The sequence below is a fragment of the Thermodesulfovibrio sp. Kuro-1 genome, assembly GCF_006538445.1.
Classification (GTDB): Bacteria; Nitrospirota; Thermodesulfovibrionia; order Thermodesulfovibrionales; family Thermodesulfovibrionaceae; genus Thermodesulfovibrio; species Thermodesulfovibrio yellowstonii.
The window spans coordinates 27588-52725 of the sequence record NZ_BJKS01000006.1 but is presented as its reverse complement, the minus strand read 5'-3'; the positions used below and the strand labels follow the sequence as shown (position 1 = coordinate 52725).

Here is a 25138-nt window from a genome sequence, read left to right as displayed (position 1 = left end):
TGATAACATAAATATCTAATGCTTTGGCCAGATTTTATAGAAGAAACAAAAACTTATCTGATTAATGGACTAAAAAAATATTTTTTGGTAGCATTATCAGCTTTTGCTTTAATCTTAAGTTTTCCACCTTTTGACCTTTATTTTCTTGCATGGTTTTGTCTTTTACCATTTTTTTTCTTCCTATATAAAACCACCGATTACAAAACTATTTTTAAAGGTGGTTTAATTTTTGGTTTTCTATATTTTTTAGGAAATGTTTACTGGATATATCATTCCCTCTATTATTATGGCTCTGTTCCTCTGATTTTAAGCTATTTTATTGTTGCCCTTTTGGCTTTATATCTTGCATTATATCCTGCATTTTTTGCATTGATATATAAAAATTTATTTAAAAATATGCTTCCAACCTCATTTTATGCTCCTTTTATATGGGTTAGTCTTGAGGTTTTAAGAAACTATCTTTTTACAGGATTTCCTTGGGCAATTATAGGTTACACCCAATATAAATTTTTAATAATTGCACAACTTGCTGATATTACAGGAATTTATGGTATTTCTTATCTTGTTATTTTATTTAACTGTTTTATCTTTGATTTGTTAATCTTTAAGAAAAATAAAATCAGATATCCTCTTTTATCATATATACCTACTGTTATAAGCATAATTCTTGTTTCTTTAGTTTTTATTCTAACTATAGGTTATGGCATAAAAAGGCTTTATGACCCAATTAATGGAAAAATCTTTAGAGTTGCTGTAATTCAAGGAAGCATACCTCAAAATGAGAAGTGGGATTTTAATAAAATAAATGAAATTTTAAATATTTATAAAAATCTTACACATCAAGCTAAAACCTACAATCCTCAATTAGTTGTCTGGCCCGAAACAGCAGTTCCTTTTATCTTTGAAAAAAATAAATATTTTAGTTCGGAATTAGTAAACTTTGTTAAAGAGCAGAATATATATTTACTCTTTGGAAGTATAATGGAAAGACAGCAGGATAAATACACAAACAGTGCTGTTTTAATTGATCCAAATGGTATTATGGCTTATTATTATGATAAAATACATTTAGTACCTTTTGGTGAGTATGTTCCATTAAGAAAAATTTTATTTTTTATTGATAAATTAACAGTAGGTATTGGAGATTACCAAGCTGGTAATGGTTACAATATAGCAACCACCCCCTTTGGAAATTTTGCAACTTTAATCTGTTATGAAAGTATATTCCCTGGGCAGGTAAGAAAATTTTATCAGAAAGGTGGAAGTTTTATTGTAAACATTACAAATGATGGGTGGTTTGGAACTACATCAGGACCTTATCAGCATTTTTCAATGGCTGTGTTTAGAGCCATTGAAAATAGAAAACCTTTGATAAGAGCTGCTAATTCTGGGATTTCAGGTTTTATAGATAGTAAGGGAAGAATTATAAGCAAAACAAAACTATTTGAAAGAGTTTATTTAGTTGAGGATATTCATGAAAATGATAAAGTAAGTTTTTATACAAGATATGGGGATATATTTGCTTATGTCTGTATAATTTTTTCGTTAATATTTATAATTGGAAATATAAAATTTGGAGGTAAAAAATGGTTACATCTGAGGATTTAAAAATTTATTTAAAAGAAATTAAAGAAAAAATTTTCTCTTTAAGAGGTTGTCTTTGAAATAGAGAAGCTTAAAAATAGATTAGACGATCTGGATAAAGAACTTCAGAAAGAGGAAGTCTGGAATGATTTAGAAAAGATAAAAAAAATTCAGCAGGAAAAAAATAAACTTTTAGAAATAGTTGAACCTGTTGAAAACATTACTAATCGTTTTTCATATATTGAGGAAGCTTTGGTTATTGCAGAAACAGAAGAAGATGGATACTTACTTTTAAAAGATTTAGAAGAGGAAGTAGAAAATATAAAATCACAAATTGAACATCTTGAAATAAAGCTTTTACTAAAAGGAGAGCACGATAAAAATAATGCTATAGTGTCAATTCATCCAGGAGCAGGTGGCACAGAAAGTCAGGATTGGGCTGAGATACTCATGCGTATGTATTTAAGATGGGCTGAAAAAAAAGGTTTTAAAGTTGAAATCGTTGATTTACAATTAGGCGAAGAAGCAGGTATTAAAGATGTTACTTTTACAGTTGAAGGTCAATATGCCTATGGATATTTAAAATGTGAATCCGGTGTTCATAGACTTGTAAGAGTTTCACCTTTTGATGCAAATAAAAGGAGACATACTTCTTTTGCTGCTGTGTCTGTTTTGCCTGAAATAGAAGATAATATTCAAGTTGAAATAAAAGATGAAGATATAAGAGTTGATACTTTTAGAGCTTCAGGAGCAGGTGGTCAACATGTAAATAAAGTTTCATCTGCTGTAAGAATTGTTCATATTCCAACAGGTATTATTGTTACTTGTCAGACTGAAAGATCTCAACATAGAAATAGAGAAATTGCAATGAAAATTTTGAGATCAAAAATTTATGCCCTTTTACAAAAGGAACAAGAAGACAAGATTAAATCTATTACAGGTAATAAAAAGGAAATAGCATGGGGAAGTCAGATAAGGTCATACATTCTTCATCCTTATAGGTTAATAAAAGACCATAGAACTGATATTGAAGTTTATAATGTTGAAGATGTTTTAGATGGTAATATAGATATTTTTATTGAGACGTATCTTAAAAAGTTTGCTTCAATTTCTTAATTTTTAATTTTTTGTTATAGAAGTAGTTATAGGGGATGCTTTTTGTGTTTAAATCTGTTTTTTATGCTTTTTTTATGAGTGTTTTGAGTGTTGAAAAAGTAAGTTATTTTGTTCACAGATTTAACAAGTTTGAATTGAAATTATTTTATAAATGATTAAAATGTTAATAACTTTGAAGTTTTAAACAATTTATTGCTCAGTTTGTTAATTATAGGATATAATGAAAAAGTTTAAAATTAACGCTATATCTATAAGCCTTTGAATTTTAAGTCTTTTTAATTTAACAGGCATTTAACATAGAAGTTTTTAACAAGTGTTAAAAAGTTGTTGAAAAATGAATGAAATAAATAAAATCTGGCAAAAAATTTTAGAGATTATATTAGAGAAAGTGGGAGAATCAACTTTTGAATTATGGTTTTCTCCTATAAAGCTTTTAGATATAAAAAATTCTGAGGCTTTTATTGAAGTTCCAAATAGATTTTTTAAGGATTGGATAGAAGATAATTTCCCTTCAATAATCAGTGACTCATTTTATCAAATTACAGGCAGTCAAGTGGAAGTTAAATATATCATCACAGGTAAGGAACATGAAACAGGCTTAATTGAAGAAAAAAAACAGGTAATAAAAAAAGGTAACCTGAATCCAAAGTATACTTTTGATACTTTTGTTGTAGGTCCGTCAAATCAGTTTGCACATGCAGCCTCCTTTAGAGTAGCTGAAAATCCGGGATTTGCTTATAATCCTCTTTTTATATATGGAGGAGTCGGACTTGGTAAAACCCATCTTATAACAGCTATAGGAAATTATATTTTAGATAAAAAACCTGAAATGAATGTTTGTTATATCTCTTCAGAACAATTCACAGGAGAATTTGTTTCTGCAATAAGACATGAAAAAATGCCTGAATTCAGAAATAAATATAGAACAGTAGATGTATTTTTAGTAGATGATATTCAATTTATTGCAGGGAAGGATTCAACACAGGAAGAGTTCTTTCATACATTCAATGAGCTTTATAGTAAACAGAAACAGATAGTCATATCAAGTGATAGACCGCCAATGGAAATTTCAGATATTACTGACAGACTTCGTTCAAGATTTGGGATGGGGCTTATAGCAGATATTCAACCACCAGAAATAGAAACACGGCTTGCGATTTTATATAAGAAAGCAGATATGGAAGGTGTTAAATTACCAGAAGATGTAGCATATTTTATAGCCTCAAGAGTGAAATCAAATGTAAGAGAGCTTGAAGGCTCTTTAATCAAGCTTTGTGCATATACTTCTCTTACAAAAGTACCAATAAGTATGGATGTAGCAAAATATGTGCTAAGAGATTTACTTCCTGATGAAAATAAGCCAATTACAATTGAATTAATCCAGAAAGCCGTATGTGAGGCTGTAGGGCTTAAGATTCAGGATATTAAATCAAAAAAAAGAACAAAGGAAATATCAAATGCAAGAAAATTAGCCATGTATATAACAAAAAAACTTACGAATCTTTCTCTTGCAGAAATAGGTAATGCATTCGGTGGTAAGGATCATGCAACAGTTATATATGCTTGCAAACAGGTTGAAAAAGAGAAGGAAAAGGATGAATCTATAAGTAGACTAATAGATAGCATAATAAAAAAAGTTACAGGACAATAAAGAAATTTTAAGGAGGCAAAACTATGCATTTAAAACTGAAAAAACAAAAAATACAGGAAAGTCTTTCAAAAATTCAAAATATTGTTGAAAAAAAGAGCATAATGCCTGTATTAAATCATTTTCTAATGGATGTTACAGAGAATGCTGTATTTATTTTAGCCACAGACCTGGAAACAGCGGTAAAACAACCACTTGAAGCAGAAGTGCTTGAGATAGGCAAAGCATGCATTCCTGCAAGAAAATTTTATGAAATTGTAAAAGAATTAGATGAAGATATAGAAATAATGCTTTTAGAACAGTGGATTAAAATTCAGTCTGGAAGGTCAAATTTCAGACTTGCCAGCCTTGATCCTTCTGAATTTCCTGTATGGCCACAGATTGGAGACGCTACACAAATTAATTTATCAAGAGATTTTCTTCTTACAGCAATAGAGAAAACAATTTATGCTTCAGGCGAAGCTGATGCGAGATATGTTTTAAATGGACTTCTTTTTCAAATAAAAGAGCCTGCAGAATTTAATGTGGTTGGTACAGATGGACACAGGCTTGCTCATTTTAAGGCAACGGTTGAAGATATAAGTTCAATAGAAGGAGAAAAAAAAGTTATTCTTTCAAAAAAATCTTTAAATGAACTTAGAAAATTTCTATCTGATACGGAAACAGTTTCTATTCATATTGGTAAAACACATGTTATGTGCGAAATTGACGGTATAAACTTTCTTACCCGAATGATAGAGGGTAATTATCCAGACTATGAAACAGTAATACCAAGACATAATGATAAAATCGCTATTGTTGATAAAAATTCGTTAATAGCTTCATTAAAAAGAGTTTCTGTTTTAAGCAGAGAACGACAGAATGCTGTAAAAACAGAATGGGATAAAGATTTACTCATCATATCTTCATCAGACCCTGAAATTGGTGAGGCAAGAGATGAATTGACCGTTGATTATCAGGGTGAACCTTTTATTATCGGATTTAATGCAAGATATCTAATAGAGGCTCTTGAAAGAATTACATCAGATAAGGCAAAAATCACTATGAGCGAGCCAGATAAAGCTGTATATATAACAGATGGAGAGACTGCCTCCTTTGTCTATGAATGTGTTGTTATGCCATTGAGGCTTTAATATTTTGAACAAAAAGGATTTTGTAAAAATCGTAGGAGGTAAGGTGAATAAAGAAGAGAGCTATAAAGCAGAACATATAAAGATTCTTAAAGGACTTGAAGGAGTAAGAACCCGCCCTGCAATGTATATTGGTTCAACAGGGGTTGAAGGACTTCATCATCTTGTTTATGAAGTGGTTGACAACAGTGTAGATGAGGCACTTGCAGGATTTTGCAATAAAATTGAAGTAAGGTTACATACAGATGGTAGTTGCTCTGTTATTGATAATGGTAGAGGCATTCCTACAGAGATTCATCCAGATGATCCTGAAAAAAGGACAGCTCTTGAGATTGTTCTTACAGAACTTCATGCAGGAGGAAAGTTTGAATCAAAGGCATATAAAGTATCAGGTGGACTTCATGGAGTAGGATTGAGTGTTGTTAATGCTCTTTCTGAATGGCTTGAGGTTGAGGTGCAAAGAGATGGTAAAGTAGTAAGACAAAAATATTGTCGTGGTATTCCAGTTACAGGGGTTGAGGTTATTGGACAAACAGAAAAGACAGGCACAAAGATAAAATTTAAAGCTGATCCAGAAATATTTGAAGTTACAGAGTTTTCAAGAGAAATTCTCGCCCACAGATTTAAAGAGTTATCCTATTTAAATAGAGGATTAAAGATCATTCTTATTGATGAACGTGATGGCTATGTGGAAGAGTTTATAAAAGAAGGCGGCATAGTTTCTTTTGTAGAAGATTTAAATAAAGGGAAAAAGCCTTTACATCCTAAGCCCATATATATTACAGGGCAAAAAGATAGAGTTATTGTTGAAATAGCTATCCAGTATAATGAAGGTTATTCAGAAGAAATTCTTACTTTTGTTAATAATATTAATACTAAAGAAGGTGGAACACATTTAGTAGGTTTTAAATCTGCTCTTACGAGAACAATAAATAGTTATGCAATGCTAAATGGACTTTTAAAAGAAGGAAAAGAATCACTTTCTGGTGAAGATGTGAGAGAAGGAATTGTTGGTGTAATAAGTGTAAAGATTCCTGAGCCTCAGTTTGAGGGGCAGACAAAAATGAAACTTGGTAACAGCGAGGTAAAGGGAATTGTAGAGACTATACTTAATGAGAAGCTTAGTAGATGGCTTGAAGAAAATCCTAATTATGCTAAAAGAATTATTGAAAAAGCAAAAGATGCGGCAAGAGCTCGTGAGGCAGCAAAAAAAGCAAAGGAATTGACACGAAGAAAGGGTATTCTTGAAGATACCACCTTACCCGGTAAGCTTGCTGACTGTACGGAAAAAGACCCTTCTCATGCTGAACTTTTCATTGTTGAGGGAGACAGTGCAGGTGGTTCTGCTAAACAAGCAAGGGACAGACGCAGTCAGGCTGTGCTACCTTTAAGAGGAAAGATTTTAAATGTAGAAAAGGCAAGAATAGACAAGATGTTGACATCTGAAGAGATAAAAACTCTCATTACAGCAATAGGGGGCGGCATTGGTAAGGAACATTTTGAACCTGAAAATGTCAGATATCATAAAATAATTCTTATGACAGATGCAGATGTAGATGGTGCGCATATAAGAACTCTTCTTTTAACATTTTTCTATAGACAGATGCTTCCTTTAATTGAAAAAGGTTACCTCTACATAGCCCAGCCACCTCTTTACAGAATAAAAAGGGGTAAATGGGAGAGATATATACAGACAGAAGATGAATTTCATGAATTTCTTATGGATATTGCAGTTGATGAAATATCATTTATTGAAGAATCAGAATTGAGCACAAAAAAAAGTTTTTTGAAACTACTTTTTGAGTATGGAAGAATTCTTGAAAATTTTGAAAGAAAGGGATTTTCTCCATTTTATATAGAAAACATACTTGAAACACTGCAATTTCAACAAGATAATCAGATTGTTGATTTAAGGGATTTTGAAACCCTTCAAAATATATTTGAAAAAATTAAATTAATTCAGGGAATAAGAGAAGATAAAAACTACATTATTCGGATAAAAACTGAAGCAGTAAAAACAAAATCTCTTTGGGAACTTTACAATAAAGTTATGGATGCTGTAAAAAAAGGACTTACAATACAAAGGTACAAGGGACTTGGTGAAATGAATCCTGAGCAGTTATGGGAAACAACTATGGATCCTGAGAAAAGAACATTACTCCAGGTTACAGTTGAGGATGCTCAAAGAGCAAATGAGATATTTACGATACTTATGGGAGATGAAGTAGAGCCAAGAAAGGAATTTATTGTAAGGCATGCCCTTGAGGTGAGAAATCTTGATATATAAGAGCAAACATGCTTGATATAAAATTTGTAAGAGCAAATCCTGAAAAACTAAAGGAAGCTTTAGACAAGAGAGGCTATCAGATAGACTTTGAAGAGTTTCTCTCTCTTGAAAGAGAAAGACTTTTGCTTTTAAGAGAGATTGAGCAGAAAAGAGCGATAAGGAACTCTGTTTCCCAAGAAATTGCCCACCTTAAAAAGTTAAAGAGTGACAATGAAACAATAGATAAACTTATAGCTGAAATGCGTAAACTTGGAGAAGAATTAGGCTCTATTGAGCAAAAACTACGGGAAATAGAAGATAAGGTTCAAAACTTCTTGCTTTTTCTCCCAAATATCCCTCATGATTCTGTCCCTCTTGGTAAAGATGAAAATGAGAATGTAGAGATAAGACGTTGGGGTGAACCCTCTCATTTTGATTTTGAGCCAATGAATCATTGGGATATAGGAGAGATTCTTGGAATAATAGATTTTGAGCGGGCAAGTAAAATTGCGGGAAGTAGATTTGCCATAATGAAAGGTATGGGAGCCCGACTTGAGAGAGCACTTATAAACTTTATGCTTGATCTGCACACACAGAAGGGATATATTGAGATATTACCGCCAATTTTGGTAAATAAGGTTTCTATGACAGGGACAGGACAATTGCCTAAATTTGAAGAGGACCTCTTTAAAATAGTAGACCCAGAATTTTATTTAATTCCTACTGCAGAAGTTCCCGTAACAAATATTCACAGAGAAGAGATTCTCTCTGAAGATGAGTTGCCAATTTATTATGTATCTTATACTCCTTGCTTTCGTAAAGAAGCTGGATCACATGGCAAGGATGTAAGGGGACTCATTAGGCAGCATCAGTTTAATAAGGTTGAGCTTGTAAAATTTGTAAAACCTGAAGACTCCTATGAAGAACTTGAGTCTCTTACAAGGGATGCGGAAGAAGTTCTAAAGATGCTTGGGCTTCCCTATAGAGTAGTTGCTTTATGCACCGGAGATTTAGGATTTGCTTCAGCAAAAACCTATGATATTGAAGTATGGCTTCCAGGACAGGGTAGATACAGAGAGATTTCTTCTTGTTCCAATTTTGAAGACTTTCAGGCAAGAAGAGCTAATATAAGATTTCGTAGAAGAGATAAAAAAGGAACAGAGTTTGTCCACACATTAAACGGTTCAGGACTTGCCATTGGTAGAACATTGGTGGCAATTCTTGAAAACTATCAACAAAAAGACGGTTCTGTAATAGTGCCTGAAGTTTTAAGACCCTATATGGGTATAGATGTAATAAGATGATTCAGCCTATAATTGACTCTTCAGGCGTAATTCATATATTTAAAGGCAAACAGGCAGAGCCTATCAAGCTTGTAGTTGGTGAGATTCTAACCGCAGAGATAATGGACATATTCCCCACTGGAACAATGCAACTAAAAATTAACAATAGAATAATAAATGCTCAGCCTCAGAGAGAATTGCCCTTAAACAAGGGAGACACTGTGATGGTAAAGGTAGAAAAGCCTCTTGAAGAGGGTATAATTCCTTTGAGAGTTTTATCTGCTTCTGAAGCCAAAGAGGTTCAGAAAGCCATGATACAGGCTGAAACTGAAATATCGGATCAAATCTTTAAATTAATTGAATCACTCTTTTCTAATAATCCGAACTCAATAAAAGAAACAAAACAACAAATGGATATAATTAAAACAATTTTTTCTTTTCCAACGGAAAAGCTTTCTGAAACACAAAAGACGGTGCTTATGAATAAAATAATTGATGTAATTTTTTCACAGCAGGATACATCAGAAAATCTTCATGAATTAATAAAGCTTCTTGAACAAAATGATTTTCCAAAAGAGCAGATTTCTCAGCTAAAAAATCTAATTATTACAACTCATGAGGAAATAACTCCTGAGAAATTAAAGCAAACTTTATTAAATTCTGGAGTATCCTTTGAAGCAAAAATGAAGCAGGCTCTTTTTGATTCTGTTAAAATTGAGCAGATTAAGGAAGACTTAAAAGTTATTCTTAATCAAATTATAAAGGAAGCAAAATCACAGAGTATTGAAGAAGTAGCCCTTAAGGCAGAGCAACTTTTAAGGCAAATAGATGGATATCAGATTCTTTCCAAAACCTATCAAAGCTTTTTTACCTTTTTACCTCTTTTATGGCAGGATATAGAAGGAGGTAATATAGCGTATAAATCTTTTAAAAGAGAGGGGAAGGAATATCACACAGTTTTTGTCACCCTTAATTTTAAAGAAGAATATCTTTCTTTTATTGTAACAATGATAAACAAAAGCTTTTTTATTAGCTTTTCAGGTCAACCTGAAATACTTAGTTGCCTTAAGGATAAAGAGGCAATATTAAGAGAGAGATTTCAAGATAAAGGAATGCTCCTTAGTGGAATAAACTATGTTTCAAAAACTGAAGAACTAATTAAACAGTGGAACATTAAAGAAGGCAGTGTGAGTTTAACAGTATGACAGATAGCAAAAAGGCAGTTGCATTAAAATACGAAGCAGAGAAGGATGCAGCTCCGAAGGTTGTTGCAAAAGGTAGGGGTTTTATAGCTCAGAAGATAATTGAACTGGCAAGGCAGCATGGAGTTCCTATGAAAGAAGATGAGGCTTTAGTGGAGGTTCTTTCAAAGCTTGATATTTATGAAGAGATTCCTGTGGAATTGTATAAGGCTGTAGCAGAAATTCTTGTTTTTGTATATCAAGTCAAAGGCAGGATAAAAGGATGAATATATTACAGAGGATAGTGGAAAGAAAAAAGTTAAGAATTACGGAACAGAAAAAAGTTTTATCCTTTGAAGATATTAAAAAAAAGGCTTTGGCTTTTGGGAATAAGTCTGATTATCTGTTTTATAAAAAAATAAAAAGACTTCCCCATGAACCGATAAAACTTATTGCAGAAATAAAAAAAGCATCTCCTCTAAAGGGTATATTGAAAGAATATGATATAGAGGAAATGGCAAATATTTATGTATCCTCAGGTGCAGATGCAATTTCAGTTATAACCGAGGAAGATTTCTTTCTTGGAAACCCTCAATTTCTGGTGACTATTAAAAAAAATCATCCTCATATTCCGGTTTTAAGAAAAGATTTTATTTTTGATGAATACCAGGTCTATGAATCAAAATTGCTACATTCAGATGCAATTCTTTTAATTGCAAGCATTTTAACTAAGGAACAATGTAAAACTTTATATGAACTTACAAAGAGCCTTGGCATGGATGTTTTATTTGAGATTCATGATGAGGAAGATTTAGATAAATCATTGTTTGCTGGCGCTGATATAATAGGAATAAATAATAGAAATCTTAAGACTCTTCAGATTGACATTAACACAACTTTCAAACTTAAAAAATTAATTCCTGAAGGCAAGGTCATTGTTAGCGAAAGTGGGATTTCTGGAAAATCACATGTTCAGGAGCTTATTAAGCAAGGAGTAGATGCTATTTTAGTAGGAACATCAATTGTTTTAAGTGATAATCCTGCTGAAAAGATAAAAGAACTCAAATTTAGTTAATGTTGTTGCCATACAAACTTATTTTAATTTTAATTTGAAACAATAGAGTATTTTTTCCTATCATATATAGATGCCCAGATTATATCTTTCAGGCAATGAAGCGATTGCTTATGGTTTAATTCAGGCAGGAGTTAGATTTATCACTGGTTATCCAGGAACTCCATCAAGCGAGATTATTCCTACCTTTCAAAAAATAATTAAAAACAAAGGATTAAAGGCATTTGCAGAATGGTCAGTAAATGAAAAGGTTGCCTATGAAGTTGCCTACGGAGCAAGCCTTGCAGAAATTAAGACAGCTGTTACAATGAAACAAGTTGGACTTAATGTGGCAATGGATCCGTTTATGAACTCTGCCTATGTGGGAACAAACTCTGCTATGGTGCTTGTAAGTGTGGATGACCCTGGTCCTCATTCTTCTCAAACAGAACAGGACAGTCGCTTTTTTGCAATGGCTGCAAAGATACCTATACTTGACCCTTCAACAGTTCAGGAAGCCTATGATTTTGCAAAAAGGGCAGTTGAACTAAGCAGAAAATATGGTATACCAGTTATGCTCCGGAGTACAACAAGGGTTTCTCATGGAAGGGCTGATGTAGAGCTTAAAGGAGATTTTGTAAATGAGCCATTAAAAGCTCAATTTAAAATTCTAAAGGATTGGGATAAAAAACTTTGGCGTTATGCAGCTACTCCTCGTCAAAGACTTATGCTTCATGCTGCTTTAAATGAGAAAATTGCTGAAATAGAGAGAACAAATGAATTAAGATTCTTTTTCAAAGGTGATATTCTTATAATCTCAAGCGGAGCAGTTTTTTCTTATCTTTATGAGTTAATTGAAGAGTATGGACTACAAAATAAGTTGACTTTAGCAAAGGTAGACATGCCCTATCCACTTAAAAAATTTGATTTTTCAGGCTACAGTAGAGTCATTGCTATAGAAGAATCCATGCCAGTGCTTGAGTTACAACTATGCACTGAAGGAAGAAGAAACGGGATAGTGCCAAAGCAGGGAGAGCTTACTCCAGAGGTTTGCGAGGAGATTTTAGGAAGAATTGGATTAATAAAGCGAGGCAAAACCATAACTGTTCCTCCACTTAAAAGACCCTCTCTTTGTCCTGGCTGTGCACACAGAATTGCTCTTTATGCGGTAAAAAAAGTTTTCGGCAAAAAAGCAATTTATGCAGGAGATATAGGCTGTTACACCCTTGCTCTTAATTTTGGAGTTACAGATACGGTTTTATGTATGGGAGCAAGTGTCTCCTTTGGTTTTGGATTTAAAAAAGCCTTTCAATTAGCTGGCACTGAGCAGGATGTGGTATCTATAATTGGAGATTCTACATTTTTTCATACAGGAATACCTCCTTTAATTGATGCAGTCCATTACAGAGTTCCCTTTTTAACAATTATCTTAGATAACAAAACAGTAGCAATGACAGGAAACCAGAAAACTCTTTCTGATGAAGTAAGTTCCTCAGGTGAACCAGTAACCCCAATAATTATTGAGAATGTTGTAAAGGGAATTGGAATTAACTTTGTTCAAACTGTGGACCCCTACGATTTTGATGTTTCAGTAAAAATGCTAAAGGATGCAAAGAAGTTTCTTAAGGAGAGAAATGAAGTAGCAGTTATAGTTTTTAGACACCTATGTGTAAACACAAAGGAAGGATTAAGTGCCAATCCAAGATATAATGTAGCTGTAGTGAAAGAACTATGCAAAGGCTGTAAGCTTTGTCTTACCGAGTTTGAATGTCCTGCAATAGTATTCAAGGAAGAAGATGTCAAAGCAGAAATTGACCATACCATTTGTGTAGGATGCGGATGCTGTGTCCATATATGCCCTACTAAAGCAATTCGTTTGATATAATAGAAGACTATGAAACTCGTTATACTTGGCAAAGGTGGACAGGGAGTTATATTTTTTTCAAGAGTGATTGCTCAGGCATCAATCAATAAGGGACTTTCTGTTTGTTCTACAGAAATTAAAGGAATGGCTAAAAAGGGTGGTGCTGTTGAGATACAGATGAAGATCGGTGAAGGAATGAGCGGAATGATTAGAAGAGGAACAGCAGATATGGTTGTTCTTTTGAGCAGAGAGTTGCTTGAGTATGCAAAAACTTTCAGTGAAAATACATTTGCTTTTACTGATGATGAAATACAAACTGCGAGGGCAAGTGTGCCCATGAGATATGTTAATACCTTTTTACTCGGTGTTTTTGTAAAAAAGACAAAACTTTTTGAGTGCCAAGATTTCATAAATATTCTTGATGAGGAAAACAAAAAATCATTTATAAAGGGGTGCGATTATGTTCAATCCTGAGAAAGAAACACTTCCAAGAGAAGAAATTGAAAAACTGCAACTTACAGGGTTGAGAAAAACCCTCAGATTTCTTAAAAATTCACGCTCAAAGCTTAAGGAAAAATACAGAGATATAGAGCCTGAAGATATCCGTAGCCTTGATGATCTTAAGAGCCTTTCCTTTGTCACAAAAGATGACCTAAGAGACTGCTATCCCTTTGGGCACATTGCTGTTGAGCCTTCTGATTGTGCAAGAATGCATATGAGTTCTGGCACCACAGGAGTACCAGTAATAAATGCTATGACAAAAAATGATATTGCCCAGTGGGGAGAGATAATGGCAAGATGTCTGGCAGCAGCTGGACTGACTGAAAAAGACAAGCTTCAGATCATGCCTTCCTTTGGACTTTTTAATGGAGGATTTGGCTTTCACTATGGAGCTGAGCGTCTTGGCTGTTTCATAGTTCCTGCAGGTGCTGGTAGGTCACTCATGCAGCTTAAACTGATAAAAGACCTTGGAGTTACAGCCTTTGGTGCAATTGCTTCCTATCCTGCAAGACTTATAGAGGTCGCGAAGGACAACGGCTTTGATTTCAGAGAGACAAAATTAAGAGCTGCAATCTTAGGAGCAGAAACATGGTCTGATGAATACAGACGTAGAATTGAAGGAGAGATGGGCATAAAAACTTTTGATATTATTGGACTTACTGAAACAGGAGGAGTTGGACTTGGAATAGACTGTGAGAGAAAAACAGGAATTCACATCTGGGAAGATCACTATATTGTAGAAATTATTGACCCTGAAACAGAAAAACCTCTCTCTATCGGCGAGGAAGGAGAGATGGTTATCACAACTCTTACCAGGGAAGGACTTCCTCTTATAAGGTATCGCACAAGAGACATATCAAAAATTTTGTCATATGAAAAGTGCGATTGCGGAAGAACACATATTCGTGTTAGCAGAATTCGCGGCAGAACAGATGATATGCTCAAGGTAAAGGGCGTTAACTTTTATCCTTCGCAGGTTGAACAGATTTTGTTGAAACATAAAGGACTTTCCTCTTATTATCAACTTGTAATAGAAACAGCGAAAGGCAAAGATGAGATGACAATAATAGTTGAAAAGGCTGATAATGGCATTACTCAGCGGGAACTTGATCAACTTGACCTTGAACTTTATGATTTTTTAGGATTTCATAGTAAAATTCAGGTAGTGCCAGAGGGAACCATTCAAAGGGTCCCCGGAAAAGCAGTAAGAATCATAGATAAAAGAAAGAAAGTTTAAAACTATAGTTTGTTAGAAATGTTCCACGTGGAACATTTCTAACAAACTCCTCCCTTTGTTACAAGTACAGGACTGTCACTATACTCTACAACATTTCTTGAAACAGAACCCCACAAAATTCCCTCTATGAAGCCCTTTCCATGAACGCCCATTGCTATACAAGTTATATCTTCTTGTTTTGCTAAATTTATAATTTCTGCTGAAGGTTTCCCTACAGAAAGATGAGTTTTAACTTTAAACCCTTCTTGTTCAAGTTTTAACTTAAGGCTTTCAAGTTTTTCCATATTTATTCTTTCAAATTCTCTGAATTTTTCAAGAGGCTGTAGTTTCATAGATTTTTCATCCATAATATGAGCTATCACAATCTCTTCAACTGAATTTTTTAGTCTCAAGATATATTTAATTGCGCTTTCAGCACAATCAGACCAATCTGTTGGATACAGAATTTTTTTGAAAGGATTTTCACAATAACGTTCGCATGCTGAAAAATCATCACCGAAGCAAGCAGGATATTTTGGGACATAAACAGGAAATCTGCCGTAACGAATTATTTTATCTGTATTTGAGCCAATAAATATTTCTCCCAGGAGGCTCTTTCTCTGCCTTCCTGAAATAATAAACGAAACACTTTCCTGTTCAGCTACTTTAAGAATTTCTCGGTAAGGAACTCCAGTGGAGATAAATTTTTTTGATGATAAACCTGCCTCGGAGATTAATTTAAGGGCTTTTTCCATTTTTTTATCTGCGATTTCTGTTAAAGTTTTTACAAAATCTAAGTCATATCCTGCATATTTCTCCATCGGCAGTTTTGATACATCAACTACATGAATGAGAATTATTTCCTTTGTTCCAACTTTTTTGAAATTTAGCATACACTTCAAAATATCCATTGAAAATTCTTCAAATTTAATTGGATAAAGAATTTTTTCATACATAGGCTTCTCCTTATTTTTGAATTTTAAAAAGTCTATATTCTGTCTTTTTTGCAAAACCTACTAACGCAAGCATTACAGGAACTTCAATTAGTGGTCCTATTACTGTAGCAAGGGCAACTGTCGGATTAAATGCAGAAATTGCAATTGCGATAGCTATTTCAAAATCTCTTCCTGTAGAATTAAATGCTACTGCTACAGAATCCTCATAATTTAACTTAAATTTCCAGCTTACAAGGTAAACAATAACAAACATTGTCCAAAAGAAAATCGTCATTGGAATAGCCATCTGAACAATAAAAATTGGTTTTTCAAGAATTAAATCTCCCTTAAGAGCAAACATTACAATAAGAGTGAAAAGAAGTCCTGCAATTGACATTGTGTCAAGATAAAATTTGAGTTTTTTAAACCATCCCTCTCCAAATCTTTTAACTCCTAAAAATCTTGTGAGCATTCCAGCAGCTAAGGGCACTCCAAGATATAAAACCACGCTTTCGCCTACAACCCAAACATCAAATTGAACATCTCCAAGAAGTAGTTTTGCATATACAGGAATTAAGAGCATCTGAACAATGGAGTTAAAGGCAACAAGAATTATCGCAAGAGGACCATTTCCTCCTGCAAGATAAGTAAAGACAATTACCATTGCAATGCATGGAGCAAGTCCGTACAATACAAGCCCAGTATACAAATCCAGCTCACCAATTAAGAAAAATTTAGCAAGTAAAAGCATAAAAAAAGGTGCAACAGCATAATTAAAAAAGGCTACAATGGCAAGCTGTTTAGGGGATTTCATTGCTTTTCCAAGATCTTCAAACTTTATGTTTGCCATTGCAGGATACATCATCATAAACAAACCAACTACTACTCCGAGAGCTAATGTATTGGGCAAACTAAACTCATAGCCACCTTTAAATATTGATTTAATAGCATCAATTGGCGGTGTAAGTTCAAAATTTGAAATACCATACCACTTACCTATTGCAATTCCGATAATCATACTGATAATCACGAAAAAGGGAAGGAGTCTGAAGTTGTGCAACTTCTCAAGAAATTTTTTCATTCAATCCTCCGTTATTTAAAATTTTTGATTGTTAAAATTGAACTCTTTTTGTCTATTGGAATTAGTTCAGATGCAGCGATTAAGCTTGCCTTAATTATCAAATTTTCAGGAATAGCTTCATAAATATTCCCTCTAAACTGAATGGTTCTGCATTCTTCATCGCCACATACACTACAACATTTAGACTGTCCTGTTTCTGCACTAATCCATGCCTCAAGAGGTTTATCATTGATCAGTATGAGATTGGAAATTAAGGGGTTTTTATTGAATTCTGTCTCGGTTAATTCATGTTTTTCTAATAAGACTTCAATGTTAAAGTGCTTAAGAGATTCCTTAAGCTTAATATAAGCCTTCTCAATTTCCAATCCAGTATCTGCACATCTTGGACATGTAGTATTATTTTGAACAAGTCTTTGCCATTTAATAATTAGTTTTTTCATATTTCCCCCTAAAAATAAAATTGAAATATAATAAAAATATTTTATAAAAATACTCAATTTTTTGCAATTTTTAGACAATTTTTAGATTAAATATAAAAATAATTCAATTTAAATTAATTTAAAAACACGATTTTCATAAATAAAAGCTTCCAGTTTTTGCTCAAGAGTTTTTTGCTTTTTAACTACACGTTAGTTTATGTTAATATTGTAAGAATATTTTGAAAAAATGTCTGAATTAAGATTAAATCTTATAACTAATGATTGGGTCATAATGATAGGGAGAGAAACCTCCCCTCAGGATTATGTTGTCAAAGAGAAAAGAAAATTACCAGAATTTGTTGAGAGTTGTCCCTTTTGTCCTGGAAATGAGATATATACACCTTCAGAAGTTTACAGAATAAGAGATGAAAAGGGTTGGAGGATAAGGATTGTGCCTAATAAATATGCTGTTTTATCTGGTGATATGGAAAAAATAAGGAGTGAGGATGGATTAAGAAAAACTATTACAGGAACAGGTCTGCATGAAGTAATCATAGAATCTCCACTTCATAACCTAACAACAGCAATTATGCCTGTGAGTCAGATAAAAGATGTTCTCCAAACATATAAGGAGAGATTTCTTGCCTTTTACAGTGATAGAAGAATAGAGCATGTAATAATTTTCAAAAATCAGGGACCCTTGTCTGGGACAACTATTCAACATCCTCATTCTCAGATAGTAGGGCTTCCAATTGTGCCTTTCCAAATAAGAGAAAGAACAGCAAAGGCGATGCATTTCTTTGATAGCACAGGAGAATGTATTTTTTGCAAAACCTTAGATGAAGAACTGTCTTGCTCTATAAGAATAATCTGTAATACCGAACATTTTGTTTCCTTTATTCCATATGCTTCTCTTTCTCCTTTTCACATATGGATATTCCCAAAAAGACATTCTGGTTCTTTTGCAACAATAAAAGAAAATGAAATCTGGGACCTTGCTTTTAATTTGAAGTCTACAATGGCTAAACTTTATTATGGACTTGAAAATCCTGATTTTAATTTAGTATTAAGGTCAGGTAGCATTGCAGAAAGTGAATTAGAATATTTACACTGGTATATCAGTATTGTGCCAAGAATTGTTCAAGCTTCTGGATTTGAACTTGGTTCTGGCATGTATATAAACCATCTTTTGCCAGAAGTAGCCTCTGAATTTTTAAGGAATATTAAAGTATAAATAGGAAAAAAGCGTATTTTGATTTAATGATATTTTTAGGGGAGAAAGCAGAAGCCCTTCTCCCCTATGCTTAATTATTTTCTTCCTGTTATCAATTCTTCTACAACAGATGGATCTGCAAGGGTTGATGTATCTCCGAGTTCTTCCAGTGCGCCAGAGGCAATTTTTCTTAAAATTCTTCTCATTATCTTACCGCTTCTTGTTTTTGGAAGTCCGCCAGCAAACTGTATTTTATCTGGAGTTGCGATAGGTCCTATCATCTGTCTTATGTGAGATATGAGCAATTTTTCAAGGTCCCTTGATGGCTCATGTCCTTCTTTAAGAACAACATAAACATATATTCCCTCACCCTTTATATCATGTGGAAATCCTACTACCGCTGCTTCGGCAACAGCTGGATGAGCAACAAGAGCTGATTCAACCTCAGCTGTTCCTATTCTATGTCCTGATACATTTATAACATCATCAATTCTTCCCATAAGCCAGTAATCGCCATCTTCATCTACTCTTGCTCCATCACCAGTAAAGTATTTGCCTGGAAAACGTGAAAAATAGACTTCTTTAATTCGTTTGTTTTCAGGGTCTCCCCATGTTCCTCTAAGCATACCCGGCCATGGTTTTTCAATTACCAGGTAGCCTCCTTCATTTACTGCTGCAGGAGAACCATCTTCTTTTAGAACTCTCGGAACAACACCAAAAAATGGTCTTGTAGCAGACCCTGGCTTAAGAGTCATAGCACCAGGAAGAGGAGTTATCATGAATCCACCTGTTTCAGTCTGCCACCATGTATCTACAATTGGACAACGTTCTTTACCAACATGTTTGTAATACCACATCCATGCTTCAGGATTAATTGGTTCACCAACAGTGCCAAGAATTCTTAAACTTGAAAGGTCATGCTGATACGGCCATTTTTCTCCCTCTCGCATAAGAGCTCTAATGGCAGTTGGAGCTGTATAGAATATGTTAACTCTGTGCTTTTCAACAATTTCCCAGAATCTTCCTGGGTTTGGATAGGTGGGAACTCCTTCAAACATTAGAGAGGTTGCTCCTGCGCTGAGTGGTCCATAAACTATATAACTATGCCCTGTGACCCAGCCTATATCAGCTGTGCAGAAGAATATTTCCTCTGGTTTATAGTCAAATGTTAATTTAAAAGTAATATTTACATAAACCATATATCCACCAGTTGTATGTAAAACTCCTTTTGGCTTTCCAGTAGAACCTGAAGTATAAAGAATGAATAATGGGTCTTCTGCATCCACCTGTTCAGGTTCGCAATAGTTTCCAATCTCAGGGTCATTCATCAGGTCATGCCACCAGAAATCTCTTTCAGGGTCCATGTCAACAAAATTTGGAGTTCTTTTTACAACAATTAATTTTTCTACAGAGGGTGCACCTTCCAGTGCTTGATCAGCATTTGCTTTTAAGGGTACGAGTCTTCCTCCTCTTAGTCCCTGATTGGCTGTGATAAGTAGTTTTGCTCCGCAGTCATTTATTCTGTCTCTAAGAGATTGAGCTGAAAAACCTGCAAAGACTACGCTGTGAATTGCACCAATTCTTGCGCAGGCAAGAAGGGTTATAGGAAGTTCAGGAATCATGGGAAGATAAACAGCAACCCTATCTCCTTTTTTAATGCCAAGCTTTTTTAGAACATTAGCAAATCTATTGACTTCTCTGTAAAGTTGCCAGTAGGTGTATGTTTTTACCTCGCCATCATCAGCTTCCCAAATGAGTGCAGCCTTATTACCTAAGGTTGAAAGATTGCGATCAAGACAATTATATGAGGCGTTTAGCTTTCCACCTATAAACCACTTTATGTAAGGTTTATTAAAATCATAGTCTAAAACTTTATCCCACTTTTTATACCATGTAATATTTTGTTCAGCAATCTCAGCCCAAAAACCCTCTGGATCTTCTACAGAACGCTTATACATAGCTTCATATTCGGCCATGCTTTTAATATAGGCTTTTTCTGAAATTTCTTTTGGTGGAGGGAAAACCCTCTGTTCTTTAAGTAATACATCAATTCCTTGTGTCATAGATTACCTCCTTTTTTTCTATTGATTTTAACATTATTTTAGAATTTTATTCAGCACCGATACCTATATATGACCTTATTTTTTCAGTTTCAAATTTTTCTTCTGCTTCCTTTTCTTTTGTAAGCCAAGAAACTACTATACCAGCTATAAATGAACCAAAGAATGAAACTATTCCTGGATTTTTCAAAGGAAATATGGGTTGAGCATTTTTCAATATATCAACCCAAACTGTTGGACTTAAAATTATCAATATAACACTCAACAAAAGTCCTGTATATATGCTCCAAACAGCCCCCTGAGTGGTGAATTTTTTCCAAAATATAGACATAAACAGAGCTGGAAAATTAGCAGAAGCAGCTACTGCAAAGGCTAAACCAACCATGAAAGCAACATTCTGTCCTTTAAACACAATTCCCAGTATTATTGCAAGCAATCCAAGGCAAAGAGTAGCTATTTTAGCTGCTTTTACCTCCTGTTTTTCATCTGCTCTTCCTCTCTTAACCACGCCTACATAGATATCATGCGACACTGCTGATGCACCTGCAAGAGTTAATCCGGCAACTACAGCTAAAATAGTTGCAAAAGCAACAGCCGCTAAGAATCCTAAAAATATTTCTCCTCCAAGTGCTTCAGCAAGTAAAGGTGCTGCCATATTGCCACCTTTGTCAATTTTACTAATTATCTCATGTCCTACCAATGCGGCTGCTCCAAACCCAATAGTAAATGTAAGTATATAAAAGTAACCTATGAACCCAGTTGCATAAAATACTGATTTTCTTGCTTCTTTTGCATCAGGGACTGTATAAAATCTCATTAAAATATGGGGAAGCCCTGCTGTACCAAACATCAGAGCTATGCCAAGTGATATGGCATCAATGGGATTTTTTATTAAACCACCTGGCTGAACAAACTTATCACCATACTTAGATGTAACATTTGAGAATAGTTCAACATAATTAAATCCAAATTGATAAAGAGTGAGAAAAACTAAAATTGTGGCACCTCCAAGAAGAAGACATGCCTTTATAATCTGAACCCAAGTTGTTGCAAGCATTCCTCCGAATAAAACATAAGCTATCATTAGACACCCTACTATAATTATTGCCAATTCGTAAGGAAGTCCAAACATTAATTTTATTAAAGAACCTGCACCGACCATCTGAGCAATTAAATAAAAAAGGACAGTTATTAAAGCTCCTGTTGCAGCAGCTGTTCTGATAGGTCTCTGCCTAAGTCTGTATGCAACAACATCTGCAAAGGTATATTTACCAAGATTTCTGAGCGGTTCTGCAATTAAGAACATTACAATAGGCCACCCAACAAGCCAGCCTACTGCGTATATTAAACCATCATATCCTTTCAATGAAACCAGTCCAGCAATTCCGAGAAAACTTGCTGCAGACATATAATCTCCAGCGAGAGCAAGACCATTCTGTAGTCCTGTTATACTTCTTCCTGCTGCATAAAACTCTGCTGTTGTTCTTGTTCTTTTTGCTGCCCAGTATGTTATATACAATGTTGCGGCAACGAAAAGCAAAAAGAAAAATATTCCTGTCAGTGTTGGTTGTCCAAGAACAGTTTGCATTATTATTCACCTCCTATTTTTTCTCTTATCTTAGAAACTTTTTCATCATAAACCTTGTTAGACCATAAAACATAAATTCCTGTAAGTAGCCAACTTAGTATTATTACTCCTATTCCTATGGGTATACCAACAGTAACAGAACCGTATAGTTTCTCTCCAAGAAACTCTTTGTTGTAAGCGACCAATAAAACAAAACCAAAATAAATAATTAACTCTAACACGGTAAGAATAAGAGAGATAGAATTTTTGCTTCTCACAATCTCCTTAAATAGAGAGGATTTTAGTAACTCTTCCTTCATAAAAAACCTCCTTAAAGTTGATAGGCTTCTTTTTTAATGGTTGTTCCGAAGCTTTTTTCATAAATAGAGCCTATTTCTAATAATTCACCAACGGTGAATATTTTTAACTCTCCAAGATAAGCAAGTAATCTCTGGAAGATTTGTGCTGTAATAAATGCATCTGACAAAGCATCATGTAGTTCTTTTGGTTCAATATCAAGAGATAAAGCAATGTCTTCAAGTGAATTTTTATTTGAGAAATCAGATGGTAAAATCTCTTTTTTAATAAGCCATTTATAAATTAGTAATGTGTCTATGCTAAAGGGTTCAAAAATCTCTCTCAAATTATTTCTTATTTCTTTTTTTAAAAAAGTTAAGTCTATATCAACACAATGTCCTACAACTAAACAATTCTTGGAAAATTTTATGAATTCTCTTAGAATAGGTTCTATTTGAGGACATTTTTCAAGTTCAGAGGGTGTTATTTCATGAATCATTATGCTTTCCTTTCGGAATTTCTTTGTTGAGGGGCTTACTGTTCTATAAAAAATATCTCCTATCTTTATAGTTCTTCCCTTCATTTTTATTGCACCAATGGCTATTATGTTATCCCTGAACTCATTTAAACCTGTAAGTTCTGTATCAACAACTACAAAATCTGTTTCGCTTATTAGCTGTTGAGAGATAATGCCTTTGTCTCTCTTTTTTCTAAAAAATTTAATCATACCTATATTATCATCAGCTTATATCTCTCAATAAGAATATCCTGAAGCTTTGATATAAGCTGGAAAGTATCTTTTAAGAGTTTTTTCTCAAGATTACTTAATGATTCAGGATTAATAAAATTATCAGGCATATTGCCCTGTAACACTTGTTCATGCTGATGACGCATTCTTAAAAACATGAGAAACTCAAAAGCATATGCCATTTCGTCTGCATAATCCCTTACAACAGTATGCTTACTTTTTAATGTTTCAATTCTTTCTAAGGTTGAGGTCTCTCTTATTCCCTTTTCAAGGCTGAAAAGTCTTACTATGTCAACAATAGGAGCAATACCCTTAATTTTTAGATTTAGTTTATCTTTATGTTCACCGCTTTTTTCTACAACAAAAGTTTTGAAAAAACCAAGTGGAGGTTTGTTTCTCACTGCAAGATTAGCTAAATATCCAAGAAATACTTTCTGGTCTTTAACAATATTGAGAAGATAATCTCTTAGATTTTCCTCTAAGGAAAGGTCTCCATAAATTCCTCTAAAATCAAAAAATATATTTGAAAGGTTGATGTTTTCACCCTTTGGTGTATAAATCCATTGAGAGAAATACTTTTTCCAGACTTTGAGAGGCTGACACCATTTAGGATTACTTGCCATGATATCTCCAGGACAAGGTGGAAAACCACATTTTAGAAGATTTTCCTTTATCCAAGCTGTAAGTTCAAGAAAATATTTTTGCACCGCCTCCTGTTGTGCCTGAGGCGGATCAGCATAGATAAGTGCATTATCTTGGTCAGTTTTAAAGGTTTGTTCTTTTCTGCCCTCTGAGCCAAGAGCAATCCAGCAATAGGGGACAGGGGGTTGCCCAAACTCTCTTTCAGCAAACTGAATAATTTTTCTGACAATTCTATCATTTATCTCTGTTATGATTCGGGTTATGTTGCTTGCTTTAGCTCCTTGAGAAATCAGATTTCCTGCAATAGTGTTTACTTGTTTAGATGTATTCATTAAGCCTTCTACTGTCTGCTGAATTTCTAAATCTCTTACAATAGTAACTGGTGAAAAACCCTGAAGCATCATTATGTCGTGATTTGTAATAATTCCTTCAATCTTTCCATTTTTTATTACTAAAAGATGGTGTATATTGTATTTAAGCATTCTTACGACCGCTTCAAAACAGAAATCCTTTGCATCAATCTTTATAATTGGATAACTCATTATGTTTTTAACAGGCTCATCAACATTTCTTGCTGAGGCAACTACTTTTCTGCGTAGGTCTTTGTCTGTGATTATTCCAACTGGAATTCCTTGGCTATCCATAATGATTAGAGAACTTATAGAGTTTTCACACATAAGCCTTGCAGCATCTCTTATTGAAGTATTTTCAGGAACAGAAATAACGTTTTTAGTAGCAATTTCTTCAACAGGAGTGGTAAAAAGAAGTTTATCAACTGTATAAGTTAGTGTTTTTTTAGACTGCTCTTCTCTGTATCCTTTGTCAAAGTATATGTTCATAAAAGACCTTAAGAAAAAGTCTCTCACTTCAGAATATTTGTTTATAAGATTAGAGATAGTTTCCTTTGGTATTAGATAGCAGATAGTATCATCAATTGCAACAACATTTGCTCGTGATTTATCTCCACTCATCAAAGAAACAAAGCCAAAACTGTCTCCCTCGCTTCTGTAGTCTATGACAATTTCCTCATTTTCAACTCTTCGGTATACTTTAACTCCACCTTTTTTAATAACATAAAGAAACTCACTGGGAGGACCGTCCTGAAGAAGAATATGAGTCCCCTTAGGATAATATTCCATAGATGTTTTAACTGTTACAGAATTAATAGCTTCATCACTTAAGAATTCAAAAGGAGGAACAGATTTTAGAAAATCCATGATATCTTCAATTATCTTTACCATATAGTTTTCAATGAAGCAAATATTATGCCATAGCTTAAAGGTGCTCAGATATTTAAGAGGTTAATTAACTCATTCTAAAAATGTTACTAAAAGTA

Annotated in this window: 21 protein-coding genes; 13 read left to right on the top strand and 8 right to left on the bottom strand. The window is 33.9% G+C overall.

Annotated elements, in window-relative coordinates; all coding sequences use genetic code 11:
• Nucleotides 1–18: 18 nt before the first annotated feature.
• The 12 genes from lnt to FLY87_RS08635 all read left to right on the top strand — a co-directional run bounded on the left by lnt (nucleotide 19) and on the right by FLY87_RS08635 (nucleotide 14861).
• The gene (gene lnt / locus FLY87_RS08695) at nucleotides 19–1608 is read left to right on the top strand and encodes an apolipoprotein N-acyltransferase (protein ID WP_141266958.1); all 1590 of its coding nucleotides are present in this window, start codon (nucleotides 19–21) and stop codon (nucleotides 1606–1608) included.
• Nucleotides 1587–2700 (top strand): peptide chain release factor 2 gene (gene prfB, locus FLY87_RS08690; RefSeq protein WP_338065295.1). Its coding sequence is split into 2 segments (ribosomal slippage): nucleotides 1587–1661 and nucleotides 1663–2700, totalling 1113 coding nucleotides; the frame shifts between segments, so codons are not numbered across the junction. The genes lnt and prfB overlap by 22 nt, the downstream gene beginning before the upstream one ends.
• Before the next feature lie 334 nt (nucleotides 2701–3034).
• Entirely contained in the window at nucleotides 3035–4351 is a 1317-nt protein-coding gene (dnaA, locus tag FLY87_RS08680) for a chromosomal replication initiator protein DnaA (protein WP_012545093.1), read from the top strand.
• 23 nt (nucleotides 4352–4374) lie between these two features.
• Entirely contained in the window at nucleotides 4375–5481 is a 1107-nt protein-coding gene (dnaN, locus tag FLY87_RS08675) for a DNA polymerase III subunit beta (RefSeq protein WP_141266954.1), read from the top strand.
• Between the two features lie 43 nt (nucleotides 5482–5524).
• Nucleotides 5525–7765 (top strand): DNA topoisomerase (ATP-hydrolyzing) subunit B, encoded by a 2241-nt coding sequence (gyrB, locus tag FLY87_RS08670; RefSeq protein WP_028842096.1) that lies wholly within the window; start codon nucleotides 5525–5527, stop codon nucleotides 7763–7765.
• 8 nt (nucleotides 7766–7773) lie between these two features.
• Nucleotides 7774–9048, top strand: a complete 1275-nt coding sequence (serS, locus tag FLY87_RS08665) for a serine--tRNA ligase (RefSeq protein ID WP_141266952.1) — start codon at nucleotides 7774–7776, stop codon at nucleotides 9046–9048.
• Nucleotides 9045–10232 (top strand): hypothetical protein, encoded by a 1188-nt coding sequence (locus tag FLY87_RS08660; protein WP_028842097.1) that lies wholly within the window; start codon nucleotides 9045–9047, stop codon nucleotides 10230–10232. The genes serS and FLY87_RS08660 overlap by 4 nt, the downstream gene beginning before the upstream one ends.
• A complete protein-coding gene (locus tag FLY87_RS08655; RefSeq protein ID WP_012545507.1) occupies nucleotides 10229–10495 on the top strand; it encodes an EscU/YscU/HrcU family type III secretion system export apparatus switch protein in 267 nt (88 codons plus the stop codon). Before FLY87_RS08660 ends, FLY87_RS08655 begins: the two co-directional genes overlap by 4 nt.
• Entirely contained in the window at nucleotides 10492–11283 is a 792-nt protein-coding gene (gene trpC, locus FLY87_RS08650; RefSeq protein WP_012545376.1) for an indole-3-glycerol phosphate synthase TrpC, read from the top strand. The genes FLY87_RS08655 and trpC overlap by 4 nt, the downstream gene beginning before the upstream one ends.
• Nucleotides 11284–11353: 70 nt before the next feature.
• On the top strand, nucleotides 11354–13144 hold the full coding sequence (locus FLY87_RS08645; RefSeq protein ID WP_141266950.1) for a thiamine pyrophosphate-dependent enzyme: 1791 nt from the start codon (nucleotides 11354–11356) through the stop codon (nucleotides 13142–13144).
• A gap of 9 nt (nucleotides 13145–13153) precedes the next feature.
• A complete protein-coding gene (locus FLY87_RS08640; protein ID WP_012546200.1) occupies nucleotides 13154–13597 on the top strand; it encodes a 2-oxoacid:acceptor oxidoreductase family protein in 444 nt (147 codons plus the stop codon).
• Entirely contained in the window at nucleotides 13584–14861 is a 1278-nt protein-coding gene (locus FLY87_RS08635; protein WP_012545255.1) for a phenylacetate--CoA ligase, read from the top strand. The genes FLY87_RS08640 and FLY87_RS08635 overlap by 14 nt, the downstream gene beginning before the upstream one ends.
• 38 nt (nucleotides 14862–14899) lie before the next feature.
• On the opposite strand, the gene FLY87_RS08630 is transcribed toward FLY87_RS08635, so the two are convergent.
• From FLY87_RS08630 to FLY87_RS08620, 3 genes are read right to left on the bottom strand one after another with little or no spacing between them, the layout of a single operon-like run.
• The gene (locus FLY87_RS08630) at nucleotides 14900–15796 is read right to left on the bottom strand and encodes a universal stress protein (protein WP_141266948.1); all 897 of its coding nucleotides are present in this window, start codon (nucleotides 15794–15796) and stop codon (nucleotides 14900–14902) included.
• Between the two features lie 10 nt (nucleotides 15797–15806).
• Complete coding sequence (locus FLY87_RS08625; protein WP_012545026.1) at nucleotides 15807–16856, bottom strand: arsenic resistance protein; 1050 nt, start codon at nucleotides 16854–16856, stop codon at nucleotides 15807–15809.
• A gap of 11 nt (nucleotides 16857–16867) precedes the next feature.
• Nucleotides 16868–17296 (bottom strand): DUF2703 domain-containing protein, encoded by a 429-nt coding sequence (locus FLY87_RS08620; protein WP_012546393.1) that lies wholly within the window; start codon nucleotides 17294–17296, stop codon nucleotides 16868–16870.
• A 226-nt stretch (nucleotides 17297–17522) separates the two neighbouring features.
• On the opposite strand from FLY87_RS08620, the gene FLY87_RS08615 reads away from it, so the two are divergent.
• Nucleotides 17523–18509, top strand: a complete 987-nt coding sequence (locus tag FLY87_RS08615; protein ID WP_141266946.1) for a DUF4931 domain-containing protein — start codon at nucleotides 17523–17525, stop codon at nucleotides 18507–18509.
• Nucleotides 18510–18583: 74 nt separating this feature from the next.
• Here the strand turns inward: FLY87_RS08615 and acs are convergent, their stop codons facing one another.
• Genes acs through FLY87_RS08590 form a run of 5 tightly spaced genes read right to left on the bottom strand, consistent with a single transcriptional unit; the run spans nucleotide 18584 to nucleotide 25019 of the window.
• Nucleotides 18584–20551 (bottom strand): acetate--CoA ligase, encoded by a 1968-nt coding sequence (gene acs / locus FLY87_RS08610; RefSeq protein ID WP_028842103.1) that lies wholly within the window; start codon nucleotides 20549–20551, stop codon nucleotides 18584–18586.
• Between the two features lie 46 nt (nucleotides 20552–20597).
• Entirely contained in the window at nucleotides 20598–22136 is a 1539-nt protein-coding gene (gene actP / locus FLY87_RS08605; RefSeq protein ID WP_028842104.1) for a cation/acetate symporter ActP, read from the bottom strand.
• 2 nt (nucleotides 22137–22138) lie between these two features.
• The gene (locus FLY87_RS08600) at nucleotides 22139–22435 is read right to left on the bottom strand and encodes a DUF485 domain-containing protein (RefSeq protein WP_012545871.1); all 297 of its coding nucleotides are present in this window, start codon (nucleotides 22433–22435) and stop codon (nucleotides 22139–22141) included.
• A gap of 11 nt (nucleotides 22436–22446) precedes the next feature.
• Nucleotides 22447–23139, bottom strand: a complete 693-nt coding sequence (locus FLY87_RS08595) for a PolC-type DNA polymerase III (RefSeq protein WP_012546015.1) — start codon at nucleotides 23137–23139, stop codon at nucleotides 22447–22449.
• Between the two features lie 2 nt (nucleotides 23140–23141).
• Complete coding sequence (locus FLY87_RS08590) at nucleotides 23142–25019, bottom strand: DUF294 nucleotidyltransferase-like domain-containing protein (RefSeq protein WP_181406022.1); 1878 nt, start codon at nucleotides 25017–25019, stop codon at nucleotides 23142–23144.
• Nucleotides 25020–25138 lie beyond the last annotated feature (119 nt).